Below are 14572 nucleotides of genomic sequence, written 5' to 3' on the forward strand. Positions count from 1 at the left end.
CGCCTTGTCGTCTTCGCCAATGCCGTAATCAGGTCCGGACAGCCTTGGAAAGGCGCTAACGCCTCTTGACAGCTAACACGGTAGATCCCGGCCTTCGCCGGGACGACTACTCCCCCACGGACCACCCTCCCGAAAGTTTCAAACATCACGATAAATTATCTGTCGAAACTGCTCGAAAAACCTCCCGTAGCTCGGCCAACGACGACGAACACGGTCAACCGACCAGCGTCGTTGTTCTCAGCACCGGCGGCCCCCCGCCGGAGACCTCAATCATCGGGAGAAGATCCATGTCGAACCGTATCGCTTATCTGACCGCCGCCGCCTTCAGCGTGCTCGCGCTCACCGCCTCCATGTCAGCGCCGGCCAGCGCGGAGGAAAAGACCGTGATGGTCGGCGGCGCGGCGATGTTCCCCTCGAAAAACATCGTCCAGAACGCCGTCAACTCCAAGGACCACACCACGCTGGTTGCCGCCGTGAAGGCCGCCGGTCTGGTCGAAACCCTGGAAAGCAAAGGCCCGTTCACGGTGTTCGCGCCGACCAACGCTGCCTTCGGCAAGCTGCCGGCCGGCACCGTCGACACGCTGGTGAAGCCTGAGAACAAGGCGACCCTGACCAAGATCCTGACCTACCATGTCGTGCCGGGCAGGCTCGCCGCAGCCGACCTCAAGGACGGCATGAAGCTCAAGACCGCCGAAGGCGAACAGCTGACGGTGAAGCTCGACGGCAGCAAGGTCTGGATCGTCGACGCCAAGGGCGGAACCTCGATGGTCACGATCTCGAACGTCAACCAGTCCAACGGCGTGATCCATGTGGTCGATACCGTGCTGATGCCGGCTTCGTGATCTCCGCGCGCTCCTGATTAGTCCCAACAGGATGCGGGGAAGGGCGAGCCGGGGCGACCCGGCTCGCTTTTTTGTGACCTCGAAGAGCCCCATGCGTCGATCTGGTCGCACGAGGGCAGTAACGAAACCCCGGTTCCCGGCGTATAAACCGGTAACCCATTGCAGCGACGGATCAGGCCATGTCGAGCATCACCGCCAGCGACGAGAAAGCCAGCGCCAAGGCAGCCCCTGAGGCGACGCGAGCGAAGGTCATTCAGCCGGCCTGGGTACGGGCGCTGCACTGGACCAATGCCTTTGCGATGGTCCTGATGATCATGTCGGGATGGCAGATCTATAACGCATCGCCGTTGTTCGGTTTCACCTTCTCGAGCAGCATCACGCTGGGCGGCTGGCTCGGCGGCGGGCTGCTCTGGCATTTTGCCGCGATGTGGCTGTTGATGGTCAACGGCCTGATCTACCTCGCTTTGGGGCTCGCCACCGGCCGCTTCCGCAAGAAGCTGCTGCCGATCACGCGGGAGGGCGTGCTTGCCGATACCAAGGCGGCGCTGACCGGCAAGCTGTCGCATGAGGATCTGACCAAATACAATTACGTGCAGAAGCTGCTCTATGCCGGCATCATCGTGGTCGGCATCGTGATCGTGCTGTCGGGTCTGGCGATCTGGAAGCCGGTGCAGCTGCAATATCTGACGGCAATGTTCGGCGGCTATGAAGCCGCCCGTTACGTCCACTTCTTCTGCATGGCGGCGATCGTCGCCTTCATGGTGGTGCATGTCGTGCTTGCACTGCTGGTGCCGAAGAGTTTGCGCGCGATGATTATCGGTCGCTGAGCATACTGGGAGGATATTATGGGCCGCTTGCGCAACCTTCTGATTCCCGGCGTCGACAAGAGCCTGCTGCTCAAGGATGCCGTCAAGACCATGCCGGACCTGACGCGCCGGCGCTTCATCTCCGGCGGCGCCAGCCTCGGCGCGCTGACGCTGCTCACCGGCTGCGACGTAACGGACAGTTTTTCGGCCGAGGAAATGCTGAAGCAGGTCTCGAAATTCAATGACGGCGTGCAGGCCTGGATGTTCAATCCCGATGCGATGGCGCCGACCTTCCCGGAAAGCGCGATCACCAAGCCGTTCCCGTTCAACGCCTATTACAGCCTCGACGAGGCCCCCGAGATCGAGGCCAAGGACTGGAAGCTCGAGGTGCGGGGCCTGGTCGAGAACAAGAAGTCGTGGACGCTCGAGGAATTGTACAAGCTGCCGCAGGTCAAACAGGTCACGCGCCACATCTGCGTCGAGGGCTGGAGCGCGATCGGCAGCTGGACCGGCACGCCGCTGCGCGATTTCCTGAAAATCGTCGGCGCCGACACGCGCGCCAAATTTGTCTGGTTCCAGTGCGCCGACAAGGACGGCTACAATTCGCCGCTCGACATGCGCAGCGCGCTGCATGCACAGACCCAGATGACGTTCAAATTCGGTGACGAGATCCTGCCGCGCGCCTATGGCTTTCCGATGAAGATTCGCGTGCCCACAAAGCTCGGCTTCAAGAATCCGAAATACGTGCTCTCGATGGAAGTCACCAACGACTACAAGGGCGGCTTCTGGGAAGACCAGGGATATAATTCGTTCAGCGGGAGTTAGCTTCGTAGGGTGGGTGGAGCGCAGCGATACCCACCATCTTCGTCGTCGCATCAATGGTGGGTATCGCTGCGCTCCACCCACCCTACGCAGTCGTCTTCAACCTCTTCTGAAACGCGCACAAAACCGCGCCGGTCGCCAGCATCGCCGCGGAAACGTTGAGCGCAAACGAAAGACTGCCCACCGCGTCGGTGATCGCGCCGACCACGATCGGCCCCAGCGTCTGGCCGATGCCAAACGAAATGGTCATCGCCGCGATCCCCATAGGCCAGGCGGATGGCGGATAGTTGAAGCGCACGAAGGCGGTGGTCGATCCCACCACCGCGAAGAACGCGACACCGAACACCAGCGCCGAGATCGCCAGCAACAGCGGCGAGTGTCCGAAGATCGGCAGCGCCGCGCCGATCGCGTTGACGCCCAAAATAATTGCGGTGGTGAGGCCGCCGCGATCGAGCGCCAGCACCCGCCGCCACACCCAGGGCGTCGCGAACGCACTCATCCCGATCAGGCTCCAGAACAGGCTCTGCGCCGCCGCCCCGCCGCCGCCATCGCGGACATAGGCGATCATGAAGGTCATGTAGGCGATGTAGCCGGCGCCGAACAGGAAGTAGCCGAGCAGATAGGCCAGCACCGGTCCAACGGAGAATCTGGCTGGTGCCGCGCTGTCGATATCAGCGCCACCGCCCAGCGGCGCCAGCAGCAGCGGCATGATCAGGAGGGCGGAGAGCAGTGTCATCGCCCACCAAACGATCCACCACGATCCCGGCCCGAAACCTTGCAGCACGAACGGCGCGATCAGTCCCGACGCGAGGATGCCGAGCCCGGGCCCGGCGTAAAACAGGCTGAGCAGGAAATTGGCGCGATCGGGGCGTGTCTGCGCGATCGTGGCGGCCAGCGCCGCGCCGCCGACGAATCCGCCCGCGGCTCCGATGCCCGCCAGCAACCGGGCAAAGCTCAGCACGAAAAAATTGCCGGAGACGGCGCAGAGCGCCAGCGAGATGACGGCAGCCAGCGTTCCCCAGCGCACCGTTCGCGTCAGCCCAAACCGCCGGATCATGCGCGAGGCGAGCAGCGCGCCCGCGAGATATCCGACGGCGTTGATCGTGTTCATGAAGCCGGCCGCGGAATAGGACCAGCCCAGCGCGTCGCGCATGTCCGGCAGCACCAGGGCATAGGCGAAGCGGCCGATTCCAAGACCGATCGTCGGCGCAAGCGACACGATGAGGATCAACCACGCGGGATGCGCGTAGGACGGGGGAGGGTTAGGGGCTCTCACAAAAATCTCCGGCAACGGTCATTCTGGCAGGCCGGGCGACCGTTGCACAGCCGCGCAGGGAGCAATGGTGTCGTGCCGTTTGCGCAACATCAGCCGATCAGCACCAGCGCCACGCCGGCAACCGTCAGCACCGCGCCGGCGACGATGCGCGGTGTGATCCGTACATGGTGCAGCACCATCGCGCTGAGCAGCAATGTGACGAGCGGATAGATCGCGGCGACAGGTGCGACCAGCGTGATCGGGCCGTTGCGCAAGGCGGTGAACAGCGACAGCAGGCTGAGGCCGTTGCAGATGCCGGTCATGGCGAACCAGAACCGGCCCGGCCATGGCGCTGTCACGACGAAGCTCCCCTTGCGGACGCGCTGTACGGTCAGCACCACGAAGGACGACACGACATAGCCGATCAGGCAGGCCCAGAGCGGGCTCGGCCAGATTTCGAGCCCAAGCTTGACGATCGGCGGCACCACGCCGCGCAGCAACGCGCTGGCGAGCGGCAGCAGCAGGGCCCAGCTTCGCCAGTCGCCGAGATCGCGGGGGCGGGTGACGGTGATGATCACGGCGCCGGCGACCGCGATCACGAGGCCGGCGAATTGCAGCTGGTGGAGCGGCTCATGCAGGAGGACGACGGCGAGCGCGACCGCGAACAGCGGCGCCAGATTGCCGAGCGTCGAGGTGACGACCGGGCCCAGCGCACTGTTGGAGGCAAAGGTCAGCAGGGTCAGCATGGCCGGAAATACCAGCCCGATCGCGGCGAAGATCGGCAGGGCCCGCCAGACCACGGGCTCGCCGGCCAGCAGCAGGGGCGAGACCAGCAGGAACAACAGCGTGAACGAGGGCACGCTGATCGCGGCCCCGGACAGCGGCTCGACCGTCCGCAGCCCGAATTGCGCCGTCACGACGCCCGCACCCAGCAGGCTGGCCGAGGCGAAGGCGAACAGGATGGCTGGGGTCATGAGGTCCGTCTTGAGGCGGGCTTGCTCGAGCAGCCTTTGTGGCCTGTCCAAGCCGCCTTGCCAATCCGCCCCGGGCGTTTTAGCACTCCCGCGGAATTCACGGGCATTCGTCATGCCCGGCCTTGTGCCGGGCATCCACGTCTTCCCTGTTGGCGAAAGTTAGACGTGGATGGCCGGGACGAGCCCGGCCATGACGATTGGATGAGGAAACCCCATGGCGACCCATAAACTGCTGCTTCTCCCCGGCGACGGCATCGGCCCCGAAGTGATGGGGGAGGTGCAACGCCTGATCGACTGGCTCAACGCGCAAGGCATTGCCCGTTTCGAGACCGAGCAGGGGCTGGTCGGCGGTTCCGCCTATGACGCCAGCCAGCAGAGCATTACGGATGCGACCATGGCGTTGGCGACGGCGGCCGATGCCGTGATCTTCGGCGCGGTCGGCGGTCCGAAATGGGACGCCGTGCCCTATGACGTGCGGCCCGAGGCCGGCCTGTTGCGGCTGCGCAAGGATCTCGGCCTGTTCGCCAATCTGCGCCCGGCGGTGTGTTATCCGGCGCTGGCGGACGCCTCCAGCCTGAAGCGCGAGATCGTCGAAGGCCTCGACATCATGATCGTGCGCGAGCTGACCGGCGGCGTCTATTTCGGTGAGCCGAAGACCATCACCGATCTCGGCAACGGCCAGAAGCGTGCCGTCGACACCCAGGTCTATGACACCTACGAGATCGAGCGCATCGCCCGGGTCGCCTTCGATCTCGCGCGGAAACGCCGCAACAAGCTGACCTCGATGGAAAAGCGCAACGTCATGAAGTCAGGCGTGCTCTGGAACGAGGTGGTGACGCAGGTGCACGCCCGCGAATACAAGGACGTGACGCTGGAGCATCAGCTCGCCGATTCCGGCGGCATGAACCTGGTGAAGGCGCCCAAGGCGTTCGACGTCATCGTGACGGACAATCTGTTCGGCGACATGCTCTCCGATATCGCGGCGATGCTGACGGGCTCGCTCGGCATGCTGCCCTCGGCTTCGCTCGGCGAGGTCGACGCCAAGACCAAGAAGCGCCGCTCGCTGTTCGAGCCGGTGCATGGCTCGGCGCCCGATATTGCCGGAAAAGGCCTCGCCAATCCGATCGCGATGATTTCCTCGTTCGGCATGGCGCTGCGCTATTCGTTCGACATGGGCGCGCTTGCCGACAAGGTCGATGCGGCGATCGCCGCCGTGCTCGCCAGCGGCCTGCGCACCGCGGATATCAAGTCCGAGGGAACGACGGCGGCCAGCACCACGCAGATGGGCGATGCGATTTTGAAGGAATTGCAGAAGCTGCACGCGTAAGCCGAAGGACTCTCCACGTGGTCGTCCCGGCCTTGAGCCGGGACCCATAACCACCGTCGGTTATGATGGCGAAGAAAGCCGTCGAACAGCCTGTCTAGATCGATGGGCCGCGGCGTATGGGTCCCGGCTCAAGGCCGGGACGACACCGTTGGTTTAGCTCAATAGCTCAATACAGCGGGAAGCGCTGCGGATAGCCGCCCATGTCCGACGGCGGGTTGAGCGGTTGACGGTCGATCGGGCGATTGAGGTTCTCGCGCGCGAATGACGGGTAGCCGAGATCCGGCGGAAACGCGTAATCCTGGAATTTGCGGTCGCCCGGCAAGACTTCGGTGCCGGCGTCGAGCCAGGAGCGCGTCGTGACGTAGACGCGGGTGTTCGGGCCCTGCTGGTAGACCCGGTTGGGGCCACTGCGTCCGTAGTACGGGCGCCCGTCCTTGTCGTATTGAGCCCTGGACTGGGCGCTGGCTTCGGTCGTGCCGACCGCAACGAGGGCGGCTGCAGCAAGCATCACCACGAGCTTGCTCGCAGCAGGGAGTTTAGGGGTCATCGCATCCTCGTCATTCTCAGCCCGTTGGGGCCGATCGCCAAATCGGGTTGGCGTTCATTGTAGCTGCGGCAGGGTGGGCGTCACTAGGTCAATTGCGCCACACCGGACCACAATAATGCCGGCACTGGCGAAAAAGTTTCATGAAAACCAGTATCTTGGCGCGGTATGGCAATTAGAAGGCGCCGCGCAATTGCGGGTTGTCTCCGCCGGTCAGCCAATCCGCCGACAGGGCCGGCTCGGCTGATGTCGCGCAGTCCGCGCGCCTGAGTTCGGCGCGGGCGAACAATTCCGCCAGTTTCGGGTCGTTTCCGGTGCTCAGCAGGGTCAGCCGGTTCAGCATGCAGGAGATCGCGGCGCGGCGGGCCGGCAGACTGTCGCCCTGGCACGACCAGCCGGAGATGCGGAAATTGGAGTCGCTGACGCGCTTCATGAATCCGAGGCAGCCGCGGGGCGCCTCAGCGCCGCTGATCAGGCGCAGCAGGGTCACGGTGCCGAACTTGCTGTCGATCAGGCCCGCGGCTTCCAACTCGCGCAGGCCGCCCGGGTCCATTCGGGCGGCGATCTCCGCGATCGCGGGGCCGGCATGGCTGAGTTCGCCGCCCGGGCGATAGATCTCGAGTTCGGCGACCGGCTTTTTGTCGGCGCCGCGCCACCGGAAGACGTCCCGGCGGCCGCCCTGCGGATGCCGAAAAATCTCGTAAGCCTCTGTTTTGTCGTGCGGATCAAACTGGCTGACGGCAAGAGCGCGCGACGAGCGGTCGACCAGGCTCCAGGCGTCCTTCAATGAGGCTTCCTTCAATGAGGCTTCCCTGGTTGAGGGGGCCATCGCCGCGGCATCGGGCAATTGTTCCCACAGCGCCATGCCGCCCATGGCGAGCAGAGCCAGGGTCATTACATACGCAACCAGGCGAGCCAGCGTACCGCGGAGTTCGTCCGCAAAGCTGGCCAGCGCCGGATGGATTCTCGTCGTATAATGGGACTTGTAATGGGACTTGGCCGGTTCGGCCGAAAAGGACTGCATCAAACGCCCAAACGCAACGGTCAAACGTTCTTGCAAACGTTGTCTTGAGGGTGTTTCTCGCATAGAAGCGCTGCCTCTTCCCTTTCCGCCGCGGGCGGGGGGACGGCATTTTTCGTCGGAGAGTGAACGATGGGTTACAAAGTCGCGCTGGTCGGAGCGACCGGCAATGTCGGGCGGGAAATGCTCAACATTCTCGACGAACGCAAATTCCCCGCGGACGAGGTGGTGGCGTTGGCGTCACGCCGCAGCGTTGGCGTGGAAGTTTCGTATGGCGACCGTACCCTGAAGTGCAAAGCGCTCGAGCACTACGATTTCTCCGATATCGACATCTGCCTGATGTCGGCGGGCGGCGCGGTGTCGAAGGAATGGTCGCCCAAGATCGGCGCCGCCGGCGCTGTCGTGATCGACAATTCGTCGGCCTGGCGGATGGATCCGGACGTGCCGCTGATCGTGCCCGAAGTGAACGCCGACGCCGTGACCGGCTTCACCAAGAAGAACATCATCGCCAATCCGAACTGCTCGACCGCCCAGCTCGTGGTGGCGCTGAAGCCGCTGCACGACAAGGCCACCATCAAGCGCGTCGTGGTCGCGACCTATCAGTCGGTGTCGGGCGCCGGCAAGGATGCGATGGACGAATTGTTTTCGCAGACCAAGGCCGTCTACACCAACAGCGAACTGATCAACAAGAAATTCCCCAAGCGTATCGCCTTCAACGTCATCCCCGAGATCGACGTGTTCATGGAGGACGGCTACACCAAGGAAGAGTGGAAGATGATGATGGAGACCAAGAAGATTCTTGATCCCAAAATCAGGCTGACCGCGACGTGCGTGCGCGTGCCGGTGTTTGTCGGCCATTCCGAAGCGGTCAATATCGAATTCGAGAATCCGATCACCGCCGACGAAGCGCGCAACATCCTGCGCAACGCACCGGGTTGCCTTGTGATCGACAAGCATGAACCCGGCGGCTACGTCACGCCGTATGAAGCCGCCGGCGAAGACGCGACCTATATCAGCCGCATCCGCGAGGACGCGACCGTCGAGAACGGGCTGTCGCTATGGTGCGTTTCCGATAATCTGCGCAAGGGTGCGGCGCTGAACGCGGTGCAGATCGCCGAGTGCCTGATCAACCGCAAGCTGATCAGCGCCAAGAAGAAAGCAGCATAAAAGGCCGCGTAGCCTTTAGATGCTGCCCTGCATCTCGCTGACGGCGTGGAATTCCTTTGCCGCCGGATCGAGCACGAACAGGGAGCCTTCCGCGACGCCGAAATAGGCGCCGTGCAAACTCATCTCGCCGCGTTCGACCAAGGTGCGGACGAACGGAAACGTCATTAGATTCTCGAGGCTGCGAAACACCGCCGCCTTCTCGATCCGCACCGTAAACTCCTGCATCGACTCGCGGTCACGCTGCTCGACGACTTCACCCGGCTTGATGAACATCTGCATCCATCGCCCGATGAAATCGCCGGGCGACAGGGGTTCGATTTTGTCGATGAAGGCGCGGATGCCGCCACATTGCGCATGGCCGAGCACCACGACGTGCTTGATGCGCAAAACATTTACCGCGTATTCCAGCGCCGCGGATACGCCGTGGGCGCCGCCGTCGGGCTGATAGACCGGCACCAGATTGGCCACGTTGCGGACCACGAACAGTTCGCCCGGGCCGGCGTCGAAAATGACCTCCGGCGAAACGCGGGAATCGCAGCAGCCGATCACCATCACCGCGGGCGACTGGCCACGCTCGGACAGTTCCCGGTAGCGTGACTGTTCTGTAGGCAGTCGCTGCGAGGTGAAGGTCCGGTAGCCGTCGAGCAGATGTTGCGGAAATGCGGTCATGGCCCTTGCCTAACCATAGACCGATGACAGGAACAAGGCTTTCGGCCGGCTGTTTGAAATGATATCGCGTGGGGTGCAAAAAGCCCCCGGGGAAACCAGCCCATGATCCGTCCGCGCCGCAGCCTGTTGTTCATGCCGGGATCGAACGCGCGGGCGCTGGAAAAAGCGCCCAATCTTCCCGCCGACGGCATCATCCTCGACCTCGAGGATTCGGTGGCGCCGGACGCCAAGGCGCTCGCCCGTGACCAGATCGCCAAGGCGATCGCGGCCGGCGGGTTCGGCAAGCGCGAGGTGCTGATCCGGGTCAACAGCCTGGATACGCCGTGGTGGATCGACGACGTCACCATGGCCGGCAAGGCGCGGCCGGACGGCATCCTGGTTCCCAAGATTTCCAGCGTCGCGGATCTCAACGCCATCGCCAATCGGCTGAGCGATATCAACGCCGACACTTCCATTCGGGTCTGGGCCATGCTCGAAACCGCGCGCGGGGTGCTGGACGCGGACAAGATCGCCGCGGCCTCGAAGGATTCGGAAACGCGGCTCGCAGGCTTCGTTTTCGGGCCGAACGACATTTCGCGGGAGACGCGGATCCGCATGCAGCCGGGCCGCGCCGCGATGATCCCGATGATCACGCATTGCATCCTGGCGACGCGCGCGCATGGTCTCGAGATCCTCGATGGGCCCTACGGCGATATTGCTAACGTCGATGGCTTTGCCGTCGAATGCGCGCAGGGCCGCGATCTCGGGTTCGACGGCAAGACGCTGATCCATCCGAGCCACATCGAAGCCTGCAACGCGATCTTCACGCCGCCGGCGGAGGAAGTCGCGGCAGCGCGCAAGATCATCGCGGCGTTCCAGCAGCCCGAGAACGCTTCGCGCGGCGCGATCCAGCTCGACGGCCGCATGGTGGAACGGCTGCACGCCGACATGGCCAAGCGGACGATTGCGATTGCGGATGCGATCGCGGCGATGGCGAGCTAGCGCGTCTACACGTTGGCCCGTTCGCCGAGCCCGTCGATGGTGTGGGCGTTGGCGCAATAGTCCGCGTAATGCGCGGCGGCGGTGCCCGCGACGAGTTCACGGCCGCATTGGCGCTTGTGATTGCACAGGGAGCAGACGCGCTCCATGTCACGCAGCACCAGAGGCTCGGTGCGGGCCAGATCGACCTCGTTGATGCCGAGCGCCCCGAGCATTTTCGGCAGCTGATTGGCGGCATGCGGCCCTCGCCGGACCAGCGTCTCCAGATCGGCGGAAGAAACCCGCAGATCGCTGGCGATCTGGCCGAAATTGACGGCGTCCATGTCGCGCATTTCCCTCAACGCGCGCCGGTGCTTCAGCCAGTCGCCGAAGGTGTCGATCACGCGATTGACGATGGCGTGTGGCTTGGTCTGAACATTCATGGGGCGCTCCCTTGGTGGCGATGCCTGCCAAAGAGAACCGCAAACGGAAGCGCGCGTCATTGCGCTGGATCAAACGATTGAGAGGTTTCGGTGAAGCGGTGTTAAGCCCCGAACCGCTCCGCCGCCCAGGCGTAGAGGCTGCCGGGAATGGGCTTCTGGCCGCCGCGGCCTTTCGGCGAGATGTGCAGCCCGATGATATGGGGATCGGCGAGCAGCGCTGAAAAATCCGACGGCTCGAAAAAGTGCTTCGGCTCGGCGTGGACCGCATAGAATGATTGCTTCGGCAGTGCGTGCTGCAATTCGTTCGATCGGCGCGCGAGCGCGGTGAGCGCGGCCGGTCCAAAGATCGCCACGCGAATGTCCGAGAGACGGTTCGTTCCGCCGCGCAGCCGCCGCAGCATGAAGGTCAGGCGATGGCGCAGCGCCAGCCAGTCCGGCGTCAGTTCGTCCTGCTTCATCAGATTTTCGAACGCCGTGACGATGGCGTCGTCCGGCGGCAGATATAAAACCGAATTGCCGAGCTGGCGCGGCCGCTCCCAGGCGAAATAGGGTTTTGCAGGATCGATCTCGACCGGCTTCAGCAGCAGGACATCCGCGTCGAGCCAAAGCCCGGCCTTCTCCGCCATCAGCCGCATGCGGAAGAAATCGCTGAACTGCAGGATGGTCCAGTCGCGCCAGCTGCCGTCCGGCTCTGGCGGGCGCAGCCGTTCGGAAAAGGAATGCGGCAGGATCGCTTCGGCCGCGGCGTTGCCGACGCCATCGGGCAGGCCGGCAAGCGGGTCGAAACTGTAAACGGTGACCTTGTGGCCCGCTGCGACCTGCGATCGCAGGCAGGTCAGCCGGAGCGCATCGAGCGGGCCATGCCAGAAGGTGACGACGTCAGGCCGCATCGGCGTCGCCTCACTATTGTCGAGCGAGGGCGGCGACCCGCGATCAGGCCCAGGCGCGCTCTTTTGTGGCCTTGGCCTCGTAGGTATCGATGGAAGCCTTTTTCTCCATCGTCAGGCCAATGTCGTCCAGACCGTTGAGCAGGCAATGCTTGCGGAACGGGTCGATCTCGAACTTCACGGTGCCACCGTCGGGGCCGCGGATTTCCTGGGCCGCGAGATCGATGGTCAGCGTCGCGTTGGCGCCGCGTTCGGCGTCGTCGAACAGTTTGTCGAGATCGTCCTGGGTGACGCGGATCGGCAGGATGCCGTTCTTGAAGCAGTTGTTGTAGAAGATGTCGCCGAACGAGGTCGAGATCACGCAGCGGATCCCGAAATCCAACAGCGCCCACGGCGCGTGCTCGCGGCTCGAGCCGCAGCCGAAATTGTCGCCGGCGACCAGCACCTTGGAATTGCGGTAGGCCGGCTTGTTGAGGATGAAGTCCGGATTCTCGCTGCCGTCATCCTTGTAGCGCTGTTCGGAGAACAGGCCCTTGCCAAGGCCGGTACGCTTGATGGTCTTCAGATACTGCTTCGGAATGATCATGTCGGTGTCGACATTGATGATCTTCAGGGGCGCGGCGACGCCTTCCAGTGTGGTGAACTTGTCCATCGAACGTACTTCCCGGCTGAAATGAGGGGATAAGCCGCCAATTTATCGCGAAATCGCCCCCGGCAAAAGGCCAATTTGCGCAATCCTACCCCGCTCTTACGCTTCTTGGGCTTCAATTGCCTCCATATCGGCGTCCGACAGACCGAAATGGTGGCCGATTTCGTGAATCAGCACGTGCCGGACGATATAGCCCAGCGTTTCCTCATGTTCGGCCCAGTAATCCAGGATCGGCCGCCGGTAGAGCCAGATCATGTTCGGCAGGCGGGCGACGTCGTTATTGCTTTGGTGCGGCAGGCCGACGCCCTGGAACAGGCCGAGCAGGTCGAACTCGGTTTGCGCCTGCATTTCGTCGAGGACCTCGTCGGTGGGGAAATCGTCGACGCGGATGATCACGCCCTCGCACAGGGTTCGAAAGCCCTTTGGCAGGCGCTCGAAAACCTCATGCGCCATGGCTTCCATTTCGGCGAGCGACGGTGCTTTTGCTTCCTTCCACATCGCGCCTGTTTAGCGCGTGTTCCAACGACGCGCCTACTCATTTTGTGCGCCTACTGATTTTGAATCCCATCGCCCGGTTGACCTTGGCGCTGCAATCGGAGACCGTACCGCCCGATAACAGGCTTTGGGTGGGCGGAATGAAGCGGATTGCGGCGGCGGCGGTAGTGGCGATTTTGACCGGATTCTTGTTGCCGGATGGCGGCGCACGGGCTCAGACGGCACCGTCAGCGATGCGCACCGCACAGATGCCGAAGCCGGCTGTCACCGACGCGTCCGCACAACGCCGGCGGCCGCTCCGCCGCGTGCCGATCTACCGGCAGGAGCAGTGGGAGCCGGATGTCTATCCGCGCTATAATCCGGGGCCGAATGCGGTACGCAGTTGCACTGCGACCTATGTGCAGGAATACCGGCCGAGCGGCACTGTCATCACGCCGCGCATGAACTGCTACTGGCGGCCCGGCTAGCGCCCGCGCACGGCGCCGATCAATCCTGCGCAAACCACAATCGCTGACGCCGCATAATTGAGAATGGCCATCGCCGCTCGCTTGCAAGGCCAACGCTGTGTCGCCCGATGCCTTGTCCGCAAAGATCGCCGGTGCTGCGATCGCCACGCGCGATATCGAAGCGTTCATGTTTGAAATCATGACCGTCTCATGAATGCGGAGTGTCTGCAGAAGATGCGGTAGTAATCTGCGCCGGTTTGACGCGCCGCTGTAATTAATCGGAACCGATGTACACGCTCCTTGTTCATCTTCGTGGCGCAGTCATTCAGTTCGCATTCACGTCCTCAGCTTCAAGCTGTGAACTGCGTCGCGGCGTAGCGGCCGCTTGTCGAGCACCGCTCGCCACGAACGTGACATCCTGAAGACCAAGGAGACTTACATATGCAGGTGATGAAAGTTCTGGGGCTTGCCGCCGTTGGCGCCATGCTCGTTATAGCCGCTCCAACCGAGCGCGCTAACGCGTTGTCGCTGAGCAACCCTGGCGCTGCTGCCGCCGTTCAGGAGGATGTCAGGCCTGAGACGACGGAGGCGGGATGGCGGCATCGCCATCATCGTTGGCATCGTCATCACCACCACCGTCGGCATCATCATCATCGTCACCATCATCGCCGCTGGTGATCGCGAATTTGCGTTTGTGAAGTGAGCAGGCCCGTTCATCGCGGGCCTGTTTTCACTTCAAGGTTACTGCCACGAAACGGACGCGATTGCTGCCTGTTATTTGATGATCCTGAATCAGAAGAGGTAGATCGTCATGAAGACTTTGATCGGAGCAGCTGCTGTCGCGGGCGCTCTGGTGTTTGCCGGCCCGGCGGCGGTCAATTCGGCAGCCGCGGCATCGCCGCAAATGAAGCAACAAATCGCCGGCACATCAGGTGCGACCGACTTCAGCGCGCAACGCTATTACGGGCGCCATTATGGTTACGGCTATTATCGGCCGTGTGCTCGCCCATACTACCGGCCGTATTACGGACCCCGCTACTACGCGCGGCCCTCTTACTACCGGCCATACCCCTATTACGCACCGGCGCCGTTCACGTTCGGCTTCGGCTTCGGTCCGTATTGGTAACGGGCGAGGCCATCGCGCTCCGTAGGATGGGCAAAGCCACCGGGTCGCGCGAATGCGCGCCCGATGATAAACTCCGCGTGCCCACCACTAAGAATAGATGGTGGGCACGGCGCTTGCGCGCCTTTGCCAACCCTACGGTGTG

At 63.1% G+C, this 14572-nt stretch carries 18 protein-coding genes; 9 read left to right on the top strand and 9 right to left on the bottom strand.

What is annotated here, in order from left to right:
* Nucleotides 1–287: 287 nt before the first annotated feature.
* From JQ597_RS24785 to JQ597_RS24795, 3 genes are all read left to right on the top strand, one after another.
* Nucleotides 288–842 (top strand): fasciclin domain-containing protein, encoded by a 555-nt coding sequence (locus JQ597_RS24785; RefSeq protein ID WP_212267574.1) that lies wholly within the window; start codon nt 288–290, stop codon nt 840–842.
* Between the two features lie 179 nt (nt 843–1021).
* A complete protein-coding gene (locus tag JQ597_RS24790) occupies nt 1022–1669 on the top strand; it encodes a cytochrome b/b6 domain-containing protein (protein ID WP_212267576.1) in 648 nt (215 codons plus the stop codon).
* Nucleotides 1670–1687: 18 nt separating this feature from the next.
* Nucleotides 1688–2473 carry a molybdopterin-dependent oxidoreductase gene (locus tag JQ597_RS24795; protein ID WP_212267578.1) on the top strand — a complete coding sequence of 262 codons (786 nt, stop codon included), beginning with the start codon at nt 1688–1690 and terminating at the stop codon, nt 2471–2473.
* Nucleotides 2474–2555: 82 nt separating this feature from the next.
* Here JQ597_RS24795 and JQ597_RS24800 read toward each other — a convergent pair whose 3' ends face one another.
* Entirely contained in the window at nt 2556–3746 is a 1191-nt protein-coding gene (locus tag JQ597_RS24800) for a YbfB/YjiJ family MFS transporter (RefSeq protein ID WP_212267580.1), read from the bottom strand.
* Nucleotides 3747–3835: 89 nt separating this feature from the next.
* The gene (locus tag JQ597_RS24805; protein WP_212267582.1) at nt 3836–4699 is read right to left on the bottom strand and encodes a DMT family transporter; all 864 of its coding nucleotides are present in this window, start codon (nt 4697–4699) and stop codon (nt 3836–3838) included.
* 214 nt (nt 4700–4913) lie between these two features.
* On the opposite strand from JQ597_RS24805, the gene leuB reads away from it, so the two are divergent.
* Nucleotides 4914–6026, top strand: a complete 1113-nt coding sequence (gene leuB, locus JQ597_RS24810; protein ID WP_212267585.1) for a 3-isopropylmalate dehydrogenase — start codon at nt 4914–4916, stop codon at nt 6024–6026.
* A 166-nt stretch (nt 6027–6192) separates the two neighbouring features.
* Here leuB and JQ597_RS24815 read toward each other — a convergent pair whose 3' ends face one another.
* Together JQ597_RS24815 and JQ597_RS24820 are read right to left on the bottom strand one after the other, a co-directional pair.
* Nucleotides 6193–6573 carry a hypothetical protein gene (locus JQ597_RS24815; protein WP_212267588.1) on the bottom strand — a complete coding sequence of 127 codons (381 nt, stop codon included), beginning with the start codon at nt 6571–6573 and terminating at the stop codon, nt 6193–6195.
* Nucleotides 6574–6745: 172 nt separating this feature from the next.
* Complete coding sequence (locus JQ597_RS24820; protein ID WP_212267590.1) at nt 6746–7594, bottom strand: hypothetical protein; 849 nt, start codon at nt 7592–7594, stop codon at nt 6746–6748.
* Between the two features lie 129 nt (nt 7595–7723).
* Between JQ597_RS24820 and JQ597_RS24825 the strand changes: the two genes are divergently transcribed.
* Nucleotides 7724–8758, top strand: coding sequence for an aspartate-semialdehyde dehydrogenase (locus JQ597_RS24825; RefSeq protein WP_192739342.1), 1035 nt, complete (start codon nt 7724–7726; stop codon nt 8756–8758).
* 15 nt (nt 8759–8773) lie between these two features.
* Here the strand turns inward: JQ597_RS24825 and JQ597_RS24830 are convergent, their stop codons facing one another.
* Nucleotides 8774–9427 (bottom strand): carbonic anhydrase, encoded by a 654-nt coding sequence (locus JQ597_RS24830; protein ID WP_212267592.1) that lies wholly within the window; start codon nt 9425–9427, stop codon nt 8774–8776.
* A gap of 102 nt (nt 9428–9529) precedes the next feature.
* Here JQ597_RS24830 and JQ597_RS24835 point away from each other — a divergent pair, with 102 nt between their 5' ends.
* The gene (locus tag JQ597_RS24835) at nt 9530–10408 is read left to right on the top strand and encodes an HpcH/HpaI aldolase/citrate lyase family protein (RefSeq protein WP_212267594.1); all 879 of its coding nucleotides are present in this window, start codon (nt 9530–9532) and stop codon (nt 10406–10408) included.
* 5 nt (nt 10409–10413) lie between these two features.
* Here the strand turns inward: JQ597_RS24835 and JQ597_RS24840 are convergent, their stop codons facing one another.
* The 4 genes from JQ597_RS24840 to JQ597_RS24855 all read right to left on the bottom strand — a co-directional run bounded on the left by JQ597_RS24840 (nt 10414) and on the right by JQ597_RS24855 (nt 12861).
* Nucleotides 10414–10827 (bottom strand): hypothetical protein, encoded by a 414-nt coding sequence (locus JQ597_RS24840; protein WP_212267596.1) that lies wholly within the window; start codon nt 10825–10827, stop codon nt 10414–10416.
* 101 nt (nt 10828–10928) lie between these two features.
* Nucleotides 10929–11717, bottom strand: a complete 789-nt coding sequence (locus JQ597_RS24845) for a glycosyltransferase family 32 protein (protein ID WP_212267598.1) — start codon at nt 11715–11717, stop codon at nt 10929–10931.
* 43 nt (nt 11718–11760) lie between these two features.
* Complete coding sequence (gene leuD, locus JQ597_RS24850; protein WP_212267600.1) at nt 11761–12366, bottom strand: 3-isopropylmalate dehydratase small subunit; 606 nt, start codon at nt 12364–12366, stop codon at nt 11761–11763.
* A gap of 96 nt (nt 12367–12462) precedes the next feature.
* On the bottom strand, nt 12463–12861 hold the full coding sequence (locus JQ597_RS24855) for a metallopeptidase family protein (protein WP_212267602.1): 399 nt from the start codon (nt 12859–12861) through the stop codon (nt 12463–12465).
* 137 nt (nt 12862–12998) lie between these two features.
* On the opposite strand from JQ597_RS24855, the gene JQ597_RS24860 reads away from it, so the two are divergent.
* From JQ597_RS24860 to JQ597_RS24870, 3 genes are all read left to right on the top strand, one after another.
* On the top strand, nt 12999–13325 hold the full coding sequence (locus JQ597_RS24860) for a hypothetical protein (protein WP_212267604.1): 327 nt from the start codon (nt 12999–13001) through the stop codon (nt 13323–13325).
* Between the two features lie 544 nt (nt 13326–13869).
* A complete protein-coding gene (locus tag JQ597_RS38510; protein WP_212267606.1) occupies nt 13870–14007 on the top strand; it encodes a hypothetical protein in 138 nt (45 codons plus the stop codon).
* Between the two features lie 108 nt (nt 14008–14115).
* A complete protein-coding gene (locus JQ597_RS24870) occupies nt 14116–14430 on the top strand; it encodes a hypothetical protein (protein WP_212267608.1) in 315 nt (104 codons plus the stop codon).
* Nucleotides 14431–14572: the final 142 nt, after the last annotated feature.

Origin of the sequence: Bradyrhizobium sp. AUGA SZCCT0177, assembly GCF_018130125.1 — a bacterium.
Classification (GTDB): Bacteria; Pseudomonadota; Alphaproteobacteria; order Rhizobiales; family Xanthobacteraceae; genus Bradyrhizobium.

Excerpts from the sequence above, each read along its gene's own strand:
- JQ597_RS24785 (WP_212267574.1), top strand. The coding sequence starts at position 288 with ATGTCGAACCGTATCGCTTATCTGACCGCCGCCGCCTTCAGCGTGCTC.
- JQ597_RS24790 (WP_212267576.1), top strand. The coding sequence starts at position 1,022 with ATGTCGAGCATCACCGCCAGCGACGAGAAAGCCAGCGCCAAGGCAGCC.
- JQ597_RS24795 (WP_212267578.1), top strand. The coding sequence starts at position 1,688 with ATGGGCCGCTTGCGCAACCTTCTGATTCCCGGCGTCGACAAGAGCCTG.
- JQ597_RS24805 (WP_212267582.1), bottom strand. The coding sequence starts at position 4,699 with ATGACCCCAGCCATCCTGTTCGCCTTCGCCTCGGCCAGCCTGCTGGGT.
- leuB (WP_212267585.1), top strand. The coding sequence starts at position 4,914 with ATGGCGACCCATAAACTGCTGCTTCTCCCCGGCGACGGCATCGGCCCC.
- JQ597_RS24815 (WP_212267588.1), bottom strand. The coding sequence starts at position 6,573 with ATGACCCCTAAACTCCCTGCTGCGAGCAAGCTCGTGGTGATGCTTGCT.
- JQ597_RS24820 (WP_212267590.1), bottom strand. The coding sequence starts at position 7,594 with ATGCAGTCCTTTTCGGCCGAACCGGCCAAGTCCCATTACAAGTCCCAT.
- JQ597_RS24825 (WP_192739342.1), top strand. The coding sequence starts at position 7,724 with ATGGGTTACAAAGTCGCGCTGGTCGGAGCGACCGGCAATGTCGGGCGG.
- JQ597_RS24830 (WP_212267592.1), bottom strand. The coding sequence starts at position 9,427 with ATGACCGCATTTCCGCAACATCTGCTCGACGGCTACCGGACCTTCACC.
- JQ597_RS24835 (WP_212267594.1), top strand. The coding sequence starts at position 9,530 with ATGATCCGTCCGCGCCGCAGCCTGTTGTTCATGCCGGGATCGAACGCG.
- JQ597_RS24840 (WP_212267596.1), bottom strand. The coding sequence starts at position 10,827 with ATGAATGTTCAGACCAAGCCACACGCCATCGTCAATCGCGTGATCGAC.
- JQ597_RS24845 (WP_212267598.1), bottom strand. The coding sequence starts at position 11,717 with ATGCGGCCTGACGTCGTCACCTTCTGGCATGGCCCGCTCGATGCGCTC.
- leuD (WP_212267600.1), bottom strand. The coding sequence starts at position 12,366 with ATGGACAAGTTCACCACACTGGAAGGCGTCGCCGCGCCCCTGAAGATC.
- JQ597_RS24855 (WP_212267602.1), bottom strand. The coding sequence starts at position 12,861 with ATGTGGAAGGAAGCAAAAGCACCGTCGCTCGCCGAAATGGAAGCCATG.
- JQ597_RS24860 (WP_212267604.1), top strand. The coding sequence starts at position 12,999 with ATGAAGCGGATTGCGGCGGCGGCGGTAGTGGCGATTTTGACCGGATTC.
- JQ597_RS38510 (WP_212267606.1), top strand. The coding sequence starts at position 13,870 with ATGTCAGGCCTGAGACGACGGAGGCGGGATGGCGGCATCGCCATCATC.
- JQ597_RS24870 (WP_212267608.1), top strand. The coding sequence starts at position 14,116 with ATGAAGACTTTGATCGGAGCAGCTGCTGTCGCGGGCGCTCTGGTGTTT.